At 72.7% G+C, this 17,396-nt stretch carries 12 protein-coding genes; 9 read left to right on the plus strand and 3 right to left on the minus strand.

Annotation, left to right across the window (positions count from 1 at the left end):
* The first annotated feature begins 16 nt into the window (after positions 1 to 16).
* The 3 genes from ACIBTU_RS16005 to ACIBTU_RS16015 all read left to right on the plus strand — a co-directional run bounded on the left by ACIBTU_RS16005 (position 17) and on the right by ACIBTU_RS16015 (position 2,464).
* Positions 17 to 922: a chitosanase gene (locus ACIBTU_RS16005; RefSeq protein WP_399126736.1), complete on the plus strand. Its 906-nt coding sequence runs from the start codon at positions 17 to 19 to the stop codon at positions 920 to 922.
* A 103-nt stretch (positions 923 to 1,025) separates the two neighbouring features.
* Complete coding sequence (locus tag ACIBTU_RS16010) at positions 1,026 to 1,535, plus strand: lamin tail domain-containing protein (protein ID WP_399126737.1); 510 nt, start codon at positions 1,026 to 1,028, stop codon at positions 1,533 to 1,535.
* Positions 1,536 to 1,615: 80 nt separating this feature from the next.
* A complete protein-coding gene (locus ACIBTU_RS16015; RefSeq protein ID WP_399126738.1) occupies positions 1,616 to 2,464 on the plus strand; it encodes a hypothetical protein in 849 nt (282 codons plus the stop codon).
* Positions 2,465 to 2,588: 124 nt separating this feature from the next.
* Here ACIBTU_RS16015 and ACIBTU_RS16020 read toward each other — a convergent pair whose 3' ends face one another.
* The 3 genes from ACIBTU_RS16020 to ACIBTU_RS16030 all read right to left on the minus strand — a co-directional run bounded on the left by ACIBTU_RS16020 (position 2,589) and on the right by ACIBTU_RS16030 (position 9,729).
* Entirely contained in the window at positions 2,589 to 4,052 is a 1,464-nt protein-coding gene (locus ACIBTU_RS16020) for a glutamate synthase subunit beta (protein WP_399126739.1), read from the minus strand.
* A complete protein-coding gene (gltB, locus tag ACIBTU_RS16025; RefSeq protein WP_399126740.1) occupies positions 4,045 to 8,646 on the minus strand; it encodes a glutamate synthase large subunit in 4,602 nt (1,533 codons plus the stop codon). The genes ACIBTU_RS16020 and gltB overlap by 8 nt, the downstream gene beginning before the upstream one ends.
* Positions 8,647 to 8,997: 351 nt before the next feature.
* Positions 8,998 to 9,729, minus strand: a complete 732-nt coding sequence (locus ACIBTU_RS16030; RefSeq protein ID WP_399126741.1) for a VIT1/CCC1 transporter family protein — start codon at positions 9,727 to 9,729, stop codon at positions 8,998 to 9,000.
* 360 nt (positions 9,730 to 10,089) lie between these two features.
* On the opposite strand from ACIBTU_RS16030, the gene ACIBTU_RS16035 reads away from it, so the two are divergent.
* The 6 genes from ACIBTU_RS16035 to ACIBTU_RS16060 all read left to right on the plus strand — a co-directional run bounded on the left by ACIBTU_RS16035 (position 10,090) and on the right by ACIBTU_RS16060 (position 17,396).
* Positions 10,090 to 11,202, plus strand: a complete 1,113-nt coding sequence (locus ACIBTU_RS16035; RefSeq protein WP_399126742.1) for an ADP-ribosylglycohydrolase family protein — start codon at positions 10,090 to 10,092, stop codon at positions 11,200 to 11,202.
* A 423-nt stretch (positions 11,203 to 11,625) separates the two neighbouring features.
* Positions 11,626 to 12,777 (plus strand): ADP-ribosylglycohydrolase family protein, encoded by a 1,152-nt coding sequence (locus tag ACIBTU_RS16040; RefSeq protein ID WP_399126744.1) that lies wholly within the window; start codon positions 11,626 to 11,628, stop codon positions 12,775 to 12,777.
* Positions 12,774 to 13,928, plus strand: coding sequence for an ADP-ribosylglycohydrolase family protein (locus ACIBTU_RS16045; RefSeq protein WP_399126745.1), 1,155 nt, complete (start codon positions 12,774 to 12,776; stop codon positions 13,926 to 13,928). The genes ACIBTU_RS16040 and ACIBTU_RS16045 overlap by 4 nt, the downstream gene beginning before the upstream one ends.
* Positions 13,928 to 15,289: an ADP-ribosylglycohydrolase family protein gene (locus ACIBTU_RS16050; RefSeq protein ID WP_399126746.1), complete on the plus strand. Its 1,362-nt coding sequence runs from the start codon at positions 13,928 to 13,930 to the stop codon at positions 15,287 to 15,289. The genes ACIBTU_RS16045 and ACIBTU_RS16050 overlap by 1 nt, the downstream gene beginning before the upstream one ends.
* Complete coding sequence (locus ACIBTU_RS16055) at positions 15,286 to 16,491, plus strand: CaiB/BaiF CoA transferase family protein (protein ID WP_399126747.1); 1,206 nt, start codon at positions 15,286 to 15,288, stop codon at positions 16,489 to 16,491. The genes ACIBTU_RS16050 and ACIBTU_RS16055 overlap by 4 nt, the downstream gene beginning before the upstream one ends.
* Positions 16,488 to 17,396 carry an HpcH/HpaI aldolase/citrate lyase family protein gene (locus ACIBTU_RS16060; RefSeq protein ID WP_399126748.1) on the plus strand — a complete coding sequence of 303 codons (909 nt, stop codon included), beginning with the start codon at positions 16,488 to 16,490 and terminating at the stop codon, positions 17,394 to 17,396. Before ACIBTU_RS16055 ends, ACIBTU_RS16060 begins: the two co-directional genes overlap by 4 nt.

Raw genomic sequence — 17,396 nt, forward strand, 5'->3', positions numbered from 1 at the left:
GCTTACTCTGTCCCGCATGAAACGCGCCGGCTGTCTGGCCCTCTCCTTCCTCGCCGTGGCACCCCTCGCCACGGTCGCGGTATTCCTCATGTCCCCGGACGGGAAGACCGACGACTCGCCCGCCCTTTCCTCGTCGGCCTCGGCGCGGCCGTACGACAAGGACAAGTCGGCCGCCGAGCGCAAGGCCGACGACAAGCTGATAGCCGAGCTGCCGCCGGGCCTGGCCGCGCCCGCGAAGAAGGAGCTGGCGCAGCAGATCGTGGCGAGCGCCGAGAACTCGACGCTGGACTGGCGCGGCCAGTACGGCTACATCGAGGACATCGACGACGGCCAGGGCTACACGGCCGGGATCATCGGCTTCTGCACCGGCACCCACGACCTGCTGACCCTGGTGGAGCGCTACACCAAGGAACACCCGGGCAACGGGCTGGCCCGCTATCTGCCCGCGCTGCGCAAGGTCGACGGGTCGGACTCGCACGAGGGCCTGGACCCGGGCTTCACCGAGGCGTGGAAGGCGGAGGCCGCGAACAAGGCGTTCCGGGACGCACAGAACACCGAGCGGGACCGGTCCTACTTCGAGCCTGCGGTCCGGCTCGCCAAGCTCGACGGGCTCGGCACGCTGGGCCAGTTCATCTACTACGACGCGATGGTGCTGCACGGCCCCGGCACAGGACCGAGCGGTTTCTACGGTCTGCGCGAGGCCGCCATCAAGGAGGCGGACACCCCGTCGCAGGGCGGCAGCGAGAAGAACTTCCTCGACATCTTTCTCGACCTGCGGCGCAAGGAGATGAAGGCGAAGCGCGCGGACCGCGACACCAGCCGCATCGACACGGCGCAGCGCCAGTTCCTCTACGACGGCAACCTGTCGCTGAAGACCCCGCTGACCTGGCAGGTCTACGGCGAAACGTTCAAGGTGCCGTGATACAGGCCGATTTGGTCACGCGGGGACCGTTCCATCTGTGAAGATGACGTGTCGAACTCATGGCGCCCGCGTGTGCGCCGATCAACTCAAAAGAGGACAACACATGAACATACGCCCCACCTTGGCCACCGCCTCCGCGCTGTCCGTCTCCGCGCTGGCCGCCGTGGCCCTGCTGGGCGCGGCCCCCGCGTACGCCACCGAGTACAGCTCGGCGCTGAAGATCCGCGGGGTCCAGTACGACGCACCGGGCACGGACAGCAACCGCTGCTCGGGCGGCAACACCTCGCAGGAGTACGTGACGCTGAAGAACTACTCCAAGACCGCGACGATCAACCTCAAGGGCTACCTGGTCAAGGACGCCGCGGGCAACAGCTTCCGGTTCACCGCGAGCCACAGCCTCCAGCCCGGCGACTACGTGAAGCTGCGCGGCGGCAACGGCACGGACTCCGACGCCAACAACGTGGTCTACCGCGACAACTGCAACTTCATGTGGAACAACAGCGGCGACACGATCTACGTGTACAAGCCGTCCGGCCCCGGCTCGGACTCGCACAAGTACACGAAGTCCGGCAACGACGCCGACGGCAACGGCTACATCAGCTTCCACAGCTGATCCGCTGACTCGCTGATCCCCCACTGAGCACGCGCAGGGCCGCGCCCCACCCCGGCCCTGCCCCCTCGTACGCTCCCCTCATGTCACGCACCACTCCGCCCCGGCCCTTCGACGCCGAGGCCCTCTTCCCCGACCTCGCCCCGCTGCGCCGCACGGCGACCCGCCTGCATCCGCGGCCCGGTTCCCCTACGGCACAGGACAGTTCGGTCGGCGGGCCGATGTTGTGGCCCGCGCACGAGCCCTGGCCGGTGTGCCCGACCCCGCACAAGGGTGCCGACGGGCCGCTGCCGTTGATCGGCGTCGCCCAGCTGTACCGCCGCGACGTGCCCGGCCTTCCGCACCCCGAACTCGGCGACGTGCTCCAGGTGTTCTGGTGCGGCTTCGAAGGGCACACGGACGGCGCCTACGACCTGCACGCGGAACTCCGCCGGCGCCACGCCGACGAGGTGACGGAGACACTGGCCGAACAGCCGGTTCCGGACGTCGTCGGCCGCGAGGAACTCGTCCCGGACCCGTGCGTCCTGCACCCCGAAGAGGTCACCGAGTACCCGTGGTTCGAGGAGCTCTCCCCCGAGCTCCAGGAGCGCGTCGAGACCTGGGAGGAGGACGAGGGCGACGACGAGGAGGTCTACGTGTCGGACCTGTCCACCGCCCCCGGCTGGAAGACCGGCGGGCACATCGCGTGGAACCTCACCGGCCCCACCGACCTGCCCTGCGCCGAGTGCGGCACGGAGCTGTTCCCGCTCCTGACCGCCACCGACCGGGAGTGGGACTCCAGCACCACGAGCTGGATCCCGTACGAGGACCGCGACGGCAGCGATCTGCGGTACGCCTACGGCCCGACCGGGGTCCGGCCGTGGCGCAGTCACGTGGTCGTCGCCACCTGCCCCGGCGACCCGCGCCACCCCCTCCGGCTGATCACCCAGTAGCCGCGGTGAACGCACCGCGACGCCCGCCCAGTTCGTCCGGTCGGGGACAGTGAGGGCGAGCGTCGCGATCAGTTCCGTACGCCGTTGTACGGGACACCTGGTGGGGGCCCGTCGGGCCCGGCCGTCAGACCGTCAGGGCGCGGTCCGTCGGGCGGATCGGGGCCGGGAGCTCCGAGACGCCGGTCAGGAAGCGGTCGACGCCGCGGGCGGCCGAGCGGCCCTCCGCGATGGCCCAGACGATGAGGGACTGACCGCGGCCGGCGTCACCGGCGACGAAGACGCCGGGGACATTCGTCTGGAAGTCGGCGTCGCGCTCGATGTTGCCGCGCGCGTCGAGGTCCAGGCCGAACTGCGCGACCAGGCCGTTCTCCTGGTCGGTGCCGGTGAAGCCCATGGCGAGGGTGACCAGCTGGGCGGGGATCTTCCGCTCCGTGCCCGGCTTCGGGGTCAGCTTGCCGTCGACGAACTCGACCTCGGTGAGGTGCAGCCACTGGACGTTGCCGTCCTCGTCGCCCTCGAAGTGGGTCGTGGAGACGGAGTAGACCCGCTCGCCGCCCTCCTCGTGGGCCGAGGTGACCTTGTAGAGCATCGGGAAGGTCGGCCACGGCTGCGAGACCGGGTTCCGGTCGTCGTTCGGGCGCGGCATGATCTCCAGCTGCGTGACCGAGGCCGCGCCCTGGCGGTGCGCGGTGCCCACGCAGTCGGCGCCGGTGTCACCGCCGCCGATGACGACGACGTGCTTGCCCTCGGCGGTGAGGGGCGGCTGGACGAAGTCGCCCTCCTGCACCTTGTTCGCGAGCGGCAGGTACTCCATGGCGAAGTGGATGCCGTTCAGCTCGCGGCCCGGGACGGGCAGGTCGCGGGAGATGGTGGCGCCGGCGGCGACGACCACGGCGTCGTAGCGCTTGCGGAGCTTGGCGGCGTCGATGTCGCGGCCGATCTCCACACCCGTACGGAACTTGGTGCCCTCCGCGCGCATCTGCTCGATGCGGCGGTTGATGTGGCGCTTCTCCATCTTGAACTCGGGGATGCCGTAGCGGAGCAGGCCGCCGATGCGGTCGGCGCGCTCGTACACGGCGACCGTGTGGCCGGCCCGGGTCAGCTGCTGGGCGGCGGCGAGACCCGCCGGGCCCGAGCCGACGACGGCGACGGTCTTGCCCGACAGGCGCTCGGGGATCTGCGGGGCGACGTCGCCCCGGTCCCACGCCTGGTCGATGATCGAGACCTCGACGTTCTTGATGGTCACGGCCGGCTGGTTGATGCCGAGCACGCACGCCGACTCACAGGGCGCCGGGCAGAGGCGGCCGGTGAACTCCGGGAAGTTGTTGGTGGCGTGCAGGCGCTCCTGCGCCGCCGACCAGTCCTCGCGGTAGGCGAAGTCGTTCCACTCGGGGATCAGGTTCCCGAGCGGGCAGCCGTTGTGGCAGAACGGGATGCCGCAGTCCATGCAGCGGGACGCCTGCTTGCTGATGACGGGCAGCAGGGAGCCGGGAACGTAGACCTCGTTCCAGTCCCGGACGCGCTCGCCGACCGGGCGGGTCTGCGCGACCTCGCGGCCATGGTTGAGAAAGCCCTTGGGGTCAGCCATTGGTCGCCGCCTCCATCATCTTCTCGGTGATCTCGGTCTCGGAGAGACCGGCTCGCTCGGCGGCGTCCTTGGCGGCGAGCACTGCCTTGTACGTGCTGGGGATGATCTTGCTGAAGCGGGCGGCCGACGCGTCCCAGTCGACGAGCAGCTTCTCGGCGACGGTGGAGCCGGTCTCCTCGGCGTGGCGGCGCACGACGTCGTGCAGCCACTGCTTGTCGGTGGCGTCGAGGGCCTCGACCGCGCCGCGGTTGCCGACGTTGACCCGGTCGGTGTCCAGGTCGATGACGTAGGCGACACCGCCGGACATGCCGGCCGCGAAGTTGCGGCCCGTCTCGCCGAGGACGACCGCGTGACCGCCGGTCATGTACTCGCAGCCGTGGTCGCCCACGCCCTCCGAGACGACCGTGGCACCGGAGTTGCGGACGCAGAAGCGCTCGCCGGTGCGGCCGCGCAGGTACAGCTCGCCGCCCGTCGCGCCGTACGCGATGGTGTTGCCGGCGATCGTCGAGTACTCGGCGAGGTGGTCGGCGCCGCGGTCCGGGCGGACCACGATGCGGCCGCCGGACAGGCCCTTGCCGACGTAGTCGTTGGCGTCGCCCTCCAGGCGGAGCGTGACACCGCGCGGCACGAAGGCGCCGAAGGACTGGCCGGCCGAGCCGGTGAAGGTGATGTCGATGGTGTCGTCGGGCAGGCCCGCGCCACCGAACTTCTTCGTCACCTCGTGGCCGAGCATGGTGCCGACCGTGCGGTTGATGTTGCGGATGGCGACCTGGGCGCGCACCGGGCGGGCGTCGGCCTGGTCGTCGGCCGCGAGGGCGTCGGCGGCGAGCTTGATCAGCTCGTTGTCGAGCGCCTTCTCCAGGCCGTGGTCCTGGGTGACGATCTGGTGGCGGACGGCGCCGGCGGGCAGGTCCGGCACGTGGAACAGCGGCTCCAGGTCGAGGCCCTGCGCCTTCCAGTGGTCCACGGCCCGCTCGGTGTCGAGGAGTTCGGCGTGGCCGACGGCCTCCTCGATGGAGCGGAAGCCGAGCTCGGCGAGGAGCTCGCGGACCTCCTGGGCGATGAACTCGAAGAAGTTGACGACGTACTCGGCCTTGCCGGAGAAGCGGTCGCGCAGCGTCGGGTTCTGGGTGGCGATGCCGACCGGGCAGGTGTCCAGGTGGCAGACGCGCATCATGACGCAGCCGGAGACGACGAGGGGCGCGGTCGCGAAACCGAACTCCTCGGCGCCGAGCAGCGCGGCGATCAGGACGTCGCGGCCGGTCTTCAGCTGGCCGTCGGTCTGGACGACGATGCGGTCGCGCAGGCCGTTGAGCAGCAGCGTCTGCTGGGTCTCGGCGAGACCGAGCTCCCAGGGACCGCCGGCGTGCTTGAGCGAGGTCAGCGGGGAGGCGCCCGTTCCGCCGTCGTGGCCGGAGATGAGGACCACGTCCGCGTGCGCCTTGGAGACACCCGCGGCGACCGTGCCGACGCCGACCTCGGAGACCAGCTTCACGTGGATGCGGGCGACCGGGTTGGCGTTCTTGAGGTCGTGGATCAGCTGAGCCAGGTCCTCGATGGAGTAGATGTCGTGGTGCGGCGGCGGGGAGATGAGGCCCACGCCCGGCGTCGAGTGACGCGTCTTGGCGACCCACGGGTAGACCTTGTGGCCGGGCAGCTGGCCGCCCTCGCCGGGCTTGGCGCCCTGCGCCATCTTGATCTGGATGTCGTCGGCGTTGACCAGGTACTCGCTCGTGACACCGAAGCGGCCGGAGGCGACCTGCTTGATGGAGGAGCGGCGCGCCGGGTCGTAGAGGCGGTCCGGGTCCTCGCCGCCCTCACCGGTGTTGGACTTGGCGCCCAGCTGGTTCATGGCGATGGCGAGGGTCTCGTGGGCCTCGCGCGAGATGGAGCCGTACGACATGGCGCCGGTGGAGAAGCGCTTGACGATCTCGGAGACCGGCTCGACCTCGTCGATGGAGATCGCTTCGCGGCCGCTCTTGAAGTTGAACAGGCCGCGCAGCGTCATGAGGCGCTCGGACTGCTCGTTCACGCGGTCCGTGTACTGCTTGAAGATGTCGTAGCGGCGCGAGCGGGTCGCGTGCTGGAGGCGGAAGACCGTCTCCGGGTCGAACAGGTGCGGCTCGCCCTCGCGGCGCCACTGGTACTCGCCGCCGATGTCCAGCGCGCGGTGCGCCGGGGCGATGCCGGAGGCCGGGTAGGCCTTGGCGTGGCGGGCGGCGACCTCGTCGGCGACGACGTTCAGGTCCGCGCCGCCGATCTTGGTGGCGGTGCCGTTGAAGTACTTCTCGACGAAGGCCTCGTCGAGGCCGACGGCCTCGAAGACCTGGGCGCCGCGGTAGGAGGCGACAGTCGAGATGCCCATCTTGGACATGACCTTGAGGACGCCCTTGCCGAGGGCGTAGATCAGGTTGCGGATCGCGGTCTCGGCGCCGCCGTCCTCGTCACCGGTCAGGAAGGTGCCGGCGCGGACCAGGTCCTCGACGGACTCCATGGCCAGGTACGGGTTGACGGCCGCGGCGCCGAAGCCGATCAGCAGGGCGACGTGGTGGACCTCGCGGACGTCACCGGCCTCGACGAGCAGGCCCACCTGGGTGCGCTGCTTGGTGCGGATGAGGTGGTGGTGGACGGCCGCGGTGAGCAGCAGCGACGGGATCGGCGCGTGCTCGGCGTCGGAGTGCCGGTCGGAGAGCACGAGGAGGTGGGCGCCGGCCTCGATGGCGGCGTCGACCTCGGTGCAGATCTCGTCGATGCGGGCGGCGAGGGCGTCGCCGCCGCCGGAGACCCGGTACAGGCCGGACAGGGTCGCGGCCTTCATGCCGGGCATGTCGCCGTCGGCGTTGATGTGGATGAGCTTGGCCAGCTCGTCGTTGTCGATCACCGGGAAGGGCAGGGTGACGCTGCGGCACGACGCGGCGGTCGGGTCGAGGAGGTTGCCCTGCGGGCCCAGCGAGGAGCGCAGCGAGGTGACGAGCTCCTCGCGGATGGCGTCCAGCGGCGGGTTGGTGACCTGCGCGAACAGCTGGGTGAAGTAGTCGAAGAGCAGGCGCGGGCGCTGCGAGAGGGCCGCGATCGGGGTGTCCGTGCCCATCGAGCCGATCGGCTCGGCGCCGGCCTTGGCCATGGGCGCGAGGATGACGCGGAGCTCTTCCTCGGTGTAGCCGAAGGTCTGCTGGCGGCGCGTGACGGAGGCGTGCGTGTGCACGATGTGCTCGCGCTCGGGCAGGTCGGAGAGCTCGATCTCGCCGGCCTCGAGCCACTCCGCGTAGGGCTGGCCGGTGGCGAGGCCCGCCTTGATCTCGTCGTCCTCGACGATGCGGTGCTCGGCGGTGTCGACGAGGAACATCTTGCCGGGCTGGAGGCGGCCCTTGCGGACGACCTTGGCGGGGTCGATGTCGAGGACGCCGACCTCGGAGCCGAGGACGACGAGTCCGTCGTCGGTGACCCAGTAGCGGCCGGGGCGCAGACCGTTGCGGTCGAGAACGGCGCCGACCTGGACGCCGTCGGTGAAGGTGACGCAGGCCGGGCCGTCCCAGGGCTCCATCATCGTGGAGTGGTACTGGTAGAAGGCGCGTCGCTCCGCGTCCATGGAGTCGTGGTTCTCCCACGCCTCCGGGATCATCATCAGGACGCTGTGCGGCAGCGAACGGCCGCCGAGGTGCAGGAGCTCCAGGACCTCGTCGAAGGAGGCGGAGTCGGAGGCGTCCGGCGTACAGATCGGGAAGATCCGCTCCAGCTTCTCCGAACCGAAGAGCTCGGACGCGAGCTGGGACTCGCGGGCGCGCATCCAGTTGCGGTTGCCCTTGACGGTGTTGATCTCACCGTTGTGGGCGACGAAGCGGTAGGGGTGCGCGAGCGGCCACGACGGGAACGTGTTCGTGGAGAAGCGCGAGTGGACGAGCGCGACGGCCGAGGCGAAGCGGCGGTCGGACAGGTCGGGGAAGAAGGGCTCCAGCTGGCCGGTGGTCAGCATGCCCTTGTAGACGATCGTGCGCGCGGACAGGGAGGGGAAGTAGACACCCTCCTCGCGCTCGGCGCGCTTGCGCAGCACGAACGCCTTGCGGTCGAGCGCGATGCCCGTGGACGTGCCGTCCGCGACGAAGATCTGGCGGAAGGCCGGCATCGTCGAGCGGGCGCTGGCGCCGAGCAGCTCGGGGGCGACCGGGACCTCGCGCCAGCCGAGGACGTTCAGGCCCTCTTCGGCCGCGATCGTCTCGATGCGCGAGACGGACTCGGCGGTGCCGTGCTCGGGCAGGAAGGCGATACCGACGGCGTACGCACCCGCCTCGGGGAGGTCGAACTCGGTGACCTCACGCAGGAAGGCGTCCGGAACCTGGGACAGGATGCCGGCGCCGTCGCCCGAATCGGGCTCGGAGCCGGTGGCACCGCGGTGTTCCAGATTGCGCAGAACGGTGAGCGCCTGCTCGACCAGCGTGTGGCTCGCCTCTCCGGTGAGGGTGGCCACGAAGCCGACGCCACAGGCGTCGTGCTCGTTGCGCGGGTCGTACATGCCCTGGGCGGCAGGGCGAGCATCCATGTGCGACCAGTTCTGGCCGCTGGTGGAGTGCTGGGACGGCTGGCGCGGCGTACGCATCGGCTCTCCCGTCGTCGTCGTGGCATTTGCGTGCCGAGGGACGACGTTGGCCCTCTGCGAGGTGATGCTGCTGCAAAATTTCGTGCAGGTTACATGATGGGGTGCTTCTCGCGAAGTGGATACTGCGTTCCATCATGCGGACACCGCGGTGGCGGTGGAGAGAGGCCTCAGGGACAGATCGTCGACCGGGGCGGGATGTGCCGGGGGGTGCGCCGCGAGCTTCGTTGCCCGCAGCGCTTACGGCTCATGCCCCGCTGTCGCACTGCCGAAACCGAACGGTAACGACTACTTATGCAAGGACCTGTATAGCCATCTTCAGGGCCACATCTTCGAGCGGGAACCCGCGCCCCGTCAACCGGCAAAAGTGCCGAAGACGCTTCCCAGGAGATACGTCACACCCGCCGCGGCCCCGCCCAGGGCCAGCTGGCGCAGTCCGCTGAACCACCAGGAGCGGGCCGTCACCTTCGCGACGACCGCGCCGCAGGCGAACAGGCCGAGCAGCGCGAGGATCACGGCCGGCCACAGGGCGCTCGCGCCGAGCAGGTAGGGCAGGACCGGGATCAGGGCGCCGAGCGCGAACGAGCCGAACGAGGACACCGCGGCGACCATCGGCGAGGGCAGGTCGGACGGGTCGATGCCGAGCTCCTCGCGGGCGTGGATCTCGAGGGCCTGCTCGGGGTCCTGGGACAGCTGCCGGGCCACCTCGCGGGCGAGCTCGGGCTCGACGCCGCGGGACACGTACAGATCGGCGAGCTCGCGCTCCTCGTCGGCGGGGTGCTTGCGCAACTCCCGGCGCTCCACGTCCAGTTCGGCCTCGACCAGCTCACGCTGGGAGGCGACCGAGGTGTACTCGCCGGCGGCCATGGAGAAGGCACCGGCGGCCAGGCCGGAGAGGCCCGTGATGATCACCGTCTGCTGCGAGACGGCGCCGCCCGCGACACCGGCCATCAGCGCGAAGTTGGACACGAGGCCGTCCATGGCGCCGAAGACCGCCGGGCGCAGCCAGCCCCCGTTGACATCGCGGTGGGTGTGGTTGTCCCGGTGCGCGTCGTGGAGTGTCGCCTCGGTCTCGATGATCGCCATGCCTGTGTTCCCCGCTCCCCTACTACCGACCCGGACGTCTATTTCTGGACTTCATCCAGACCCGGATCGCTTCGATCTTTTGTCTACGCCCATGAAAGTACGCCTCCGGCGCGATCTCCGCTAGCAAGGAAGGCCGTACTTACCTGCGGTTTTGCGCCGCGCGGGGCCTCTCCGGCGGGGTTGAGGTCGGGCGATTCCGAGGACCCCGGATCTTCCCGGACTCACCCGTGAGATGGATCACGGGATCACTCGGGCGCCACACCGGGGAAGCATGGTCGAAATATCTGGAATGCGGCTTTTCTCCAGGAGTCTCGCGACTCCCGGGAAGGGACCCGCACCGGAAGAAAGCGCGGGCCCCTCATGAGCGTCAGCGTCGACCCGGATCCCCCGGCGGACGGCACGGCAGCGCCGCCCCGCAGACTGCGTACGGTCCCGCACCGCCGGCCGCCCGCGGTGATCTCGCTGCGCGACCGGGCGCGGGGCGCGCTGCTCGGGCTCGCCGTCGGGGACGCGCTCGGGGCGCCCGCCGAGAACCTGAAGCCGTCTCAGATCCGGGAGCGCTGGGGGCGGATCGAGGGTTTCGTCGCGGACGATCCGGCGGGCACGGACGACACGGAGTACGCGATCTTCTCGGGGCTGCTGCTGGCCGAGAAGGGCGCGGCGCTCACCTTGGCGGACGTCGAGGCGGCGTGGCACACCTGGATCGCGCCCCGGGACGAAGGGCCGTTCCGGGGCGCCGGGTTCAGCGAGCGCGGCACCCTCGAGAACCTGCGGCGCGGGCTCGCGGCCCCGATCTCGGCGCAGCACCGGCACGCGTGGAGCGACGGGCTCGCGATGCGGGCGGCGCCGTTCGGGGTGCACGCGGCGGGGCGGCCCGCCGAGGCGGCCCGGCTCGTCGCGATCGACGGGACGGTGTCGCACGACGGCGAGGGGATTCTCGGCGGGCGGGCCGTCGCCGCGGGGGTCGCCGCCGCGATGGTCAGCCACAATCCCGACGCGGTCGTGCAGGCGGCGCTGTCCGTGGTCCCCGACGACTCGTGGACGGCGCGCTCCCTGCATCGTGCGGTCCATGCGGCCCGGCTCGCGCGGCGTGACCCGGAGGCGACCCAGCTCTCCATGGAACGGGCGGTCCGCAAGGCCGTCGTCATCGGCGGCTATCCCTGGACGGATCTCGCGCCGGAGGCGGTGGGGCTGGCGTTCGGGGCGTTCGCGGTGGCGCGCGGGGATTTTCGCGGGGCCGTGCTCACCGCCGTGAACATGGGGCGGGACGCCGATACGACGGCTGCGGTTGCGGGGGCGCTTGCCGGTGCCCTGAACGGGGAGGGCGCCATCCCCTCTCCCTGGGCCCGCGCGATCGGTCCCGTCCGCGGCACCTGTCTTCCCCTGATGGCGGGCCGCCACATCCTGGACGTGGCCGACCGCCTGACCCCGACCCCGCCGCCGCCGCCGACGGGAAAGGGGGCGGCGGCATGAACGCGCCCCTGGCCGCGATCACAGGTCGACCCAGCCTTGGGCAGTCTGCCGCCTGGGGCGATGGGGGTACCCCCTGCTCGAGCGAAGCCGAGAGCTTGGGGGAGGGTGGGCAAGGCGGCACCCCGGCGCCGGGTGCGCGATTCATCGTGGCTCCGCTACAGCGCAGCCGCCGTAGGGGCCGAACACCGTCGCCGACTACCGCGCCGTCGTGGCTGGTCGCGCCCCGCGGCGAAGCCGCTGACGGATACAGCCCCGCGCCCCTGAAGGCGCACTCCGTGCGCCCCAGGGCCGTACCGATCGCGCCCCGCGGCAACGCCGCTGACAGAAGCCGCCCCGCACCCCGACCGGGCGCGTCCTCCCCGGCGCCGAGGAAGCACCGGCGGCCCCATCACCCGGTCGCCCCCAACCCCCCGGAGGCGCCCCGTGAATCCCGTTGAGGATCTCGTTCCGCGCCGCAGTCGCGTAGAAGGCCTGTTGCTCGGGGTTGCCGCCGGGGACGCGGCCGGGTGGCCCGCCGGGCGGCACCGCGCGGCGCGGCTGCCGGACTGGACGCGGCGGCTGACGCGGGAGCTGGACACGTTCGCCGAGTTGAACGCCACCACGACGCTCCCCGTGCCGATCGCCCTCAACCAGCCCCCGGAACCGCTCCGGCTCGGCCCGTCGGACGACGCCGAGTGGGCCGCGTTCACCGCCTGCGCGATCCTCGACGCGGGCCCCGACGACGTACGGACCGCACTGGCCCGCGCCTGGCACGCCCTCGCCGACGAGATCGCCGCCGCCGCGGCCCGGGCCGACGAGATCGAGTCGGCCAGGATCCCGCTGCGCGCCCGCATCTCGGTGCGGGCCGGGCTGGGCAATCTCGCCGCCGGGCTGCGCCCCCCGGCGACCGGCCACGACAACCCGCACTACTTCGACGACGCGGCCTGCGTCCGCGCCGCCGTCCTCGCCGTGGTCCACCCCGGCGAACCCGAACGCGCCGCGGATCTCGCCGAGTTCGACGCCCGCTACACCCAGGACGGCGACGGCGTGCACGGCGCCCGCGCCATGGCGGCGGCCGTCGCGGCGGCGCTCGGCGGCGCCCCGGTCGACGCCTGCGCGGACGCCGCGCTCGACCAGCTCCCCGAGGGCACGGAGATCCACCGCAACGCCCACCGCGCGGTCGGCCTGGGCCGCGCCGCCGCGGCCGCCCGCCCCGGCCTGACCGGCAACGCGTTCGCCCTCGTACCGGTCCTGGAGCACGAGATCGTCGACCACGTCTACAGCTACGGCATCGCGGCGGCGGAGACCGTCCCCGTCGCCCTGGCCGTCGCGACGGCCGCGGCGGGCGCGGTCTCCGAGGCCGTGCCCACCACCGCCTGTCTCTCCCGCGTCGCCGACTCGGCCCCCGCCCTGGCCGGCGCCCTCACCGGCGCGATCGGCGGCGCCGACGCCCTGCCCGACACCTGGCGCGCCGCCTGCCGCACCCTCGCCGGCTGCGCACTCCCCCGGTTCGCGGGCACCGACCTCGTCCAGCTCGCCGGACGGCTCGCCCGTACGTCGTTCAACTCACCCGCCATGGAAGGGACTTCACCATGAACACCCCCCGCCCGACCCTCGAGGACCGCGTCACCGGCACACTCGTCGGCGCCGCCGTGGGCGACGCGCTCGGCGGACCGGTCGAGGGCTGGCCACCGGAGGCCATCGTGGAACGGCACGGCGGCCGGGTCCGCGGCATCGTGGAGCCCTTCCACAAGGACGACTGGCGCACGGCCCGCCCCATCGCCCCGTACCACAAGGGCGACGGGCACGTCACCGACGACACCTTGATGACGCACGCGCTGGTCCGCGTGTACGAGAAGGTCCGCGACCACCTCGACGCGTACGCGGTCGCCGACCACCTGGTCCCCGATCTGATGACGACCCCGCGCTGGATCCCGGAACTGGAGGCGGAGGCCCTCCCCCTGCAACGGATCTTCCTCGCCGAGAAGTGGATCGTGACGCGGATCCACTACGGCCATGTGGACCCCCGCGAGGCCGGCGTCGGGAACATCGTGAACTGCGGCGCCGCGATGTACATGGCCCCGGTCGGCGCGGTGAACGCGGGCGATCCGAGGAAGGCGTACGAGGAGGCGCTGGACGTCGCGGGCGCGCACCAGAGCTCGTACGGGCGTGAGGCGGCCGGGGTGTTCGCGGCGGCCGTCGCCTCCGCGTTCAAGCCCGGCGCGACCCCGGACCGGGTGGTCGAGGACGCGCTCGCGCTGGCCAAGGACGGCACCCGCGCCGCGATCGAGGCGGTCTGCGACGTGGCCGTGAACCACGTCGACTTCGAGGCGGCGCTGGCCCCGCTGCGCGCGGCGGTCGCCCCCTTCGACACGGTCGGCCCCGAGTACCGCAGGCCCTCGCTCGGCGCCCGCCGCCCCTCCCGGCTGCACGCGATCGAGGAGCTGCCGGTCGCGCTCGGCATGCTGCTCGTCGGGGCGGGCGACTACCGGCACACCGTGCTCGGCGCGGTCAACTACGGCCGGGACTGCGACTCGATCGCCACGATGGCCGGGGCGATCGTCGGCGCGCTGCGCGGCGAGAGCGCGGTGCCGAAGGAGTGGAGCGCCGAGGTCGCCCGGGCCAGCCGTCTCGATCTGCACCGCCCGGCGGCGTCCCTGGCCCTGGTCGCCCGCGAGGTGCACGCCCGCGACCTGTCACGGCGCCGCGCCCACGAGGCGGCGTTCGCGTCGATCGCGGGCCTGTGATGCTGCGCCTGACCTGGGTGCAGCCCGAGGACCTGATCGGGCACGAGCTGCGCCAGGCCGCGCAGGACGGCCGGGACGCGGGCGAGGTGGCGCGGCGGTGGGCCGCGGCCGGCGGCCACCCCGCGCCGCTGCGCGCGGGCGCCTCACCCACCCGGGCGCGGCCCGAACTGCGGGCCCTGGCCGAGGAGTTGCTCGACGAGCTGGCCCGGATGCCGGCCCCGCTGGGCGGCACCGAACCGGCGGTCTTCCACGGCCCCGCGGGCCGGGCTCGGGGGACGGCGCCCCGGCCCGAGCGTGAGCTGGACCGGCTGCACGCCGCCTGGCTCGGCCGCGCGGCCGGCTGTCTGCTCGGCAAGCCGGTGGAGAAGCTGCCCCTGGAGGGCATCCGCGCGATCGCCGCCTCCACCGGCAACCGCCCGCTGCGCACCTGGTTCACCGCGCGCGGCCTCGACCCGGAGATCGCCCGCGCCCATCCGTGGAACCGCCGCTCGGCCGCCACCTGCCTCGCCGAGAACATCGACGGGATGCCCGAGGACGACGACCTCGACTACCCCCTGCTCGGCCTGCTGCTGCTCCGGCGCCACGGCCGGGACTTCACCACGGAGGACGTGGCCCGGCTGTGGCTGGACGAGCTGCCGGCCGGCCGCGCCTTCACCGCCGAGCGGATCGCGTACCGCAATCTCCTGGCCGGGCTCGAGCCCCCGCTCACGGCCACCCACCGCAACCCCTTCCGCGAGTGGATCGGCGCGCAGATCCGCGCCGACGTCTACGGCTGGACCACCCCGGGCGATCCGGCGCGCGCCGCCGAACTCGCCCGCAGGGACGCCGTCCTGACCCACACGGCGAACGGGGTCTACGGCGCCCAGTTCGTCGCGGCGGCGCTCGCGCACGCGGCGGGCCCGGGCCGTCCCACCGTCCACGAGGCCCTGCGCACGGGCCTCGCGCACGTCCCGCCCGACTCCCGCTACGCCCGCGCGGTCCGCTTCGGCATCGGTGCCGCGGAGGCCGAACGCACGGGCACCGCCGCCGGGTTCGAGACGGTCGTGGACCGGCTGCACGCGGCGTACGGCGATCACCACTGGGTGCACGTCCTGCCCAACGCGGCGCTGCTCGCCGCCGCGCTCACCCACGCCGACGGCGACTTCGCGGGCTCGATCTGCCGCGTCGTGTCCGGCGGCTGGGACACCGACTCGAACGGGGCCACGGCCGGCTCGCTCACCGGTCTGCTCGCCGGACATCCCGGCGCGCTCGGCGAGCAGTGGACCGCCCCGCTGAAGAACCGTCTCGCCAGCACGGTCGCCGGCTTCGACGGCATCGGTTTCGACGAACTGGCCCGGCTCACCCTGGAGGCCCGCGCATGACGCACCACCCGCCCACGGACGGCCCGCTCACCGGCCTCCGCGTCCTCGACCTGGCCACGCTGTTCGCGGGCCCGCTGTGCGCCACGATGCTCGGCGACTTCGGCGCCGAGGTCGTCAAGGTCGAACACCCGCGCCGCCCCGACCCCTCGCGCGGGCACGGACCGTCGAAGGACGGCGTCGGCCTGTGGTGGAAGCTCCTCGGCCGGAACAAGCGGAACATCACCCTCGATCTGTCCACGCCGGGCGGCCGCGACGTGCTCCTGAGGCTGGCCGCCGACGCGGACGTCGTCATCGAGAACTTCCGCCCCGGCACGCTGGAGCGCTGGGGCCTCGGCTGGGACGCGCTGAGCGCCGCCAACCCGCGCCTCGTCCTGGCCCGCGTCACCGGCTTCGGCCAGTTCGGCCCGTCCGCGCGCCGCCCCGGCTTCGGCACGCTCGCCGAGGCGATGAGCGGCTTCGCGGCGATCACCGGGGAGCCGGACGGGCCGCCGACGCTGCCGCCGTTCGGCCTCGCCGACTCCATCGCCGCGCTCGCCTCCTCGTACGCGGTGATGGCGGCGCTGCGCGGCCGGGACCTCACCGGGGGCGGGCAGGTCGTCGACATGGCGATCATCGAGCCGATCCTCACCGTGCTCGGCCCGCACCCCGTCTGGTACGACCAGCTCGGCTACGTCCAGGAGCGCACCGGCAACCGCTCCACGAACAACGCGCCCCGCAACACGTACCGCACCGGCGACGGGAGGTGGGTCGCGGTGTCGACGTCCGCCCAGTCGATCGCGGAGCGCGTGATGCATCTGGTCGGGCGGCCGGAGCTGATCGACGCGGAGTGGTTCGCGTCGGGCGCCGGCCGCGCCGCCCACGCGGACGAGCTCGACGAGGCGGTCGGCGACTGGATCGCGGCCCGCACCCGCGACGAGGTGCTGAGCGCGTTCGAGAAGGCGGAGGCGGCGATCGCCCCGGTGCACGACATCCGGGACGTGATGGCCGACGAGCAGTACGCGGCCCTGGACTCGATCGTCGAGCTGCCCGACCCGGAGCTCGGCTCCGTGAAGATGCAGAACGTGCTGTTCCGGCTGTCCGGGACGCCCGGCGCGATCCGCTGGGCGGGCCGCCCGCACGGCGCCGACACGGACGAGATCCTCGGCGCCCTCGGCCTGACGGGCACCGAGATCGGGGCGCTGCGCGAGGCGGGTGCGGTGTGACGCGCTTCCCTCGGAACCCGCTGTTCCTGACCTGGCTGTACGCGCCCGGGGACCGGCCCGAGGTGGTCGCGAAGGCGCTCGGTTCGGGGGCCGACGTGGTCCTGGTCGACCTGGAGGACGCGGTCGCCCCGGACCGCAAGGCCTACGCCCTGGACGCGACGGCGGAGCTGCTCACGGACCGGCATCCGGTGCCGGTGCACGTCCGGGTCAACGCGCTGGACGGGCCGCGCGCCGAGGACGAGGTACGCCGCCTCAGCGCGCTGCCCGGCCTCGGCGCGCTGCGCCTGCCGAAGGTCCACGACGTGTCCGACCTGGACCGGGCGCTGGGCTGGGCGGTGGTGGTGCCGCCGCTGTACGCCCTGCTGGAGTCGGCGCTCGGCGTCGAGCGGGCCTACGCGATCGCCGCGCATCCGGCGGTCCACGGCATCGCGCTCGGCGAGGCGGACCTGCGCGCCGATCTCGGCATCGCGGATCCGGCGGGCCTGGCCTGGGTGCGCGGCCGGGCGGTGGTGGCGGCCCGCGCGGCGCGGCTGCCGCCCCCGCCGCAGTCCGTCCACCCGGACATCCGTGATCTGACGGGGCTGGCCCGCTCCTGCGCGGCGGGCCGGGCGCTCGGCTTCCTGGGCCGGATGGCGATCCATCCGCGTCAGTTGCCGGTGATCGAGGCGGCGTTCCGGCCGAGCCCGGCGGAGGTGCGGGCCGCGGAGGACATCGTCGGGGCGGCGGCCGGTGACGCGGGGGCGCTGGCGCTGCCGGACGGGCGGTTCGTGGACGCGGCGGTGGTGGCGGGGGCGCGCCGGACGCTGGCCCTCGCGGCCCGGTGCGGGGAGACCCTGCGGGGCGGACACGCGAACGGGGGCGCCGGACCTGTGCGGTCCCGCGCCCCCGTCGACGTACGGAGCTGA

This window comes from Streptomyces sp. NPDC050145, assembly GCF_044460245.1.
Taxonomy (GTDB): Bacteria; Actinomycetota; Actinomycetes; order Streptomycetales; family Streptomycetaceae; genus Streptomyces.

Coding starts and splice junctions, on each gene's coding strand:
- ACIBTU_RS16050 (WP_399126746.1), top strand. CDS start 13,928: ATGCTGCGCCTGACCTGGGTGCAGCCCGAGGACCTGATCGGGCACGAG.
- ACIBTU_RS16005 (WP_399126736.1), top strand. CDS start 17: ATGAAACGCGCCGGCTGTCTGGCCCTCTCCTTCCTCGCCGTGGCACCC.
- ACIBTU_RS16055 (WP_399126747.1), top strand. CDS start 15,286: ATGACGCACCACCCGCCCACGGACGGCCCGCTCACCGGCCTCCGCGTC.
- ACIBTU_RS16035 (WP_399126742.1), top strand. CDS start 10,090: ATGAGCGTCAGCGTCGACCCGGATCCCCCGGCGGACGGCACGGCAGCG.
- ACIBTU_RS16020 (WP_399126739.1), bottom strand. CDS start 4,052: ATGGCTGACCCCAAGGGCTTTCTCAACCATGGCCGCGAGGTCGCGCAG.
- ACIBTU_RS16015 (WP_399126738.1), top strand. CDS start 1,616: ATGTCACGCACCACTCCGCCCCGGCCCTTCGACGCCGAGGCCCTCTTC.
- gltB (WP_399126740.1), bottom strand. CDS start 8,646: ATGCGTACGCCGCGCCAGCCGTCCCAGCACTCCACCAGCGGCCAGAAC.
- ACIBTU_RS16045 (WP_399126745.1), top strand. CDS start 12,774: ATGAACACCCCCCGCCCGACCCTCGAGGACCGCGTCACCGGCACACTC.
- ACIBTU_RS16030 (WP_399126741.1), bottom strand. CDS start 9,729: ATGGCGATCATCGAGACCGAGGCGACACTCCACGACGCGCACCGGGAC.
- ACIBTU_RS16010 (WP_399126737.1), top strand. CDS start 1,026: ATGAACATACGCCCCACCTTGGCCACCGCCTCCGCGCTGTCCGTCTCC.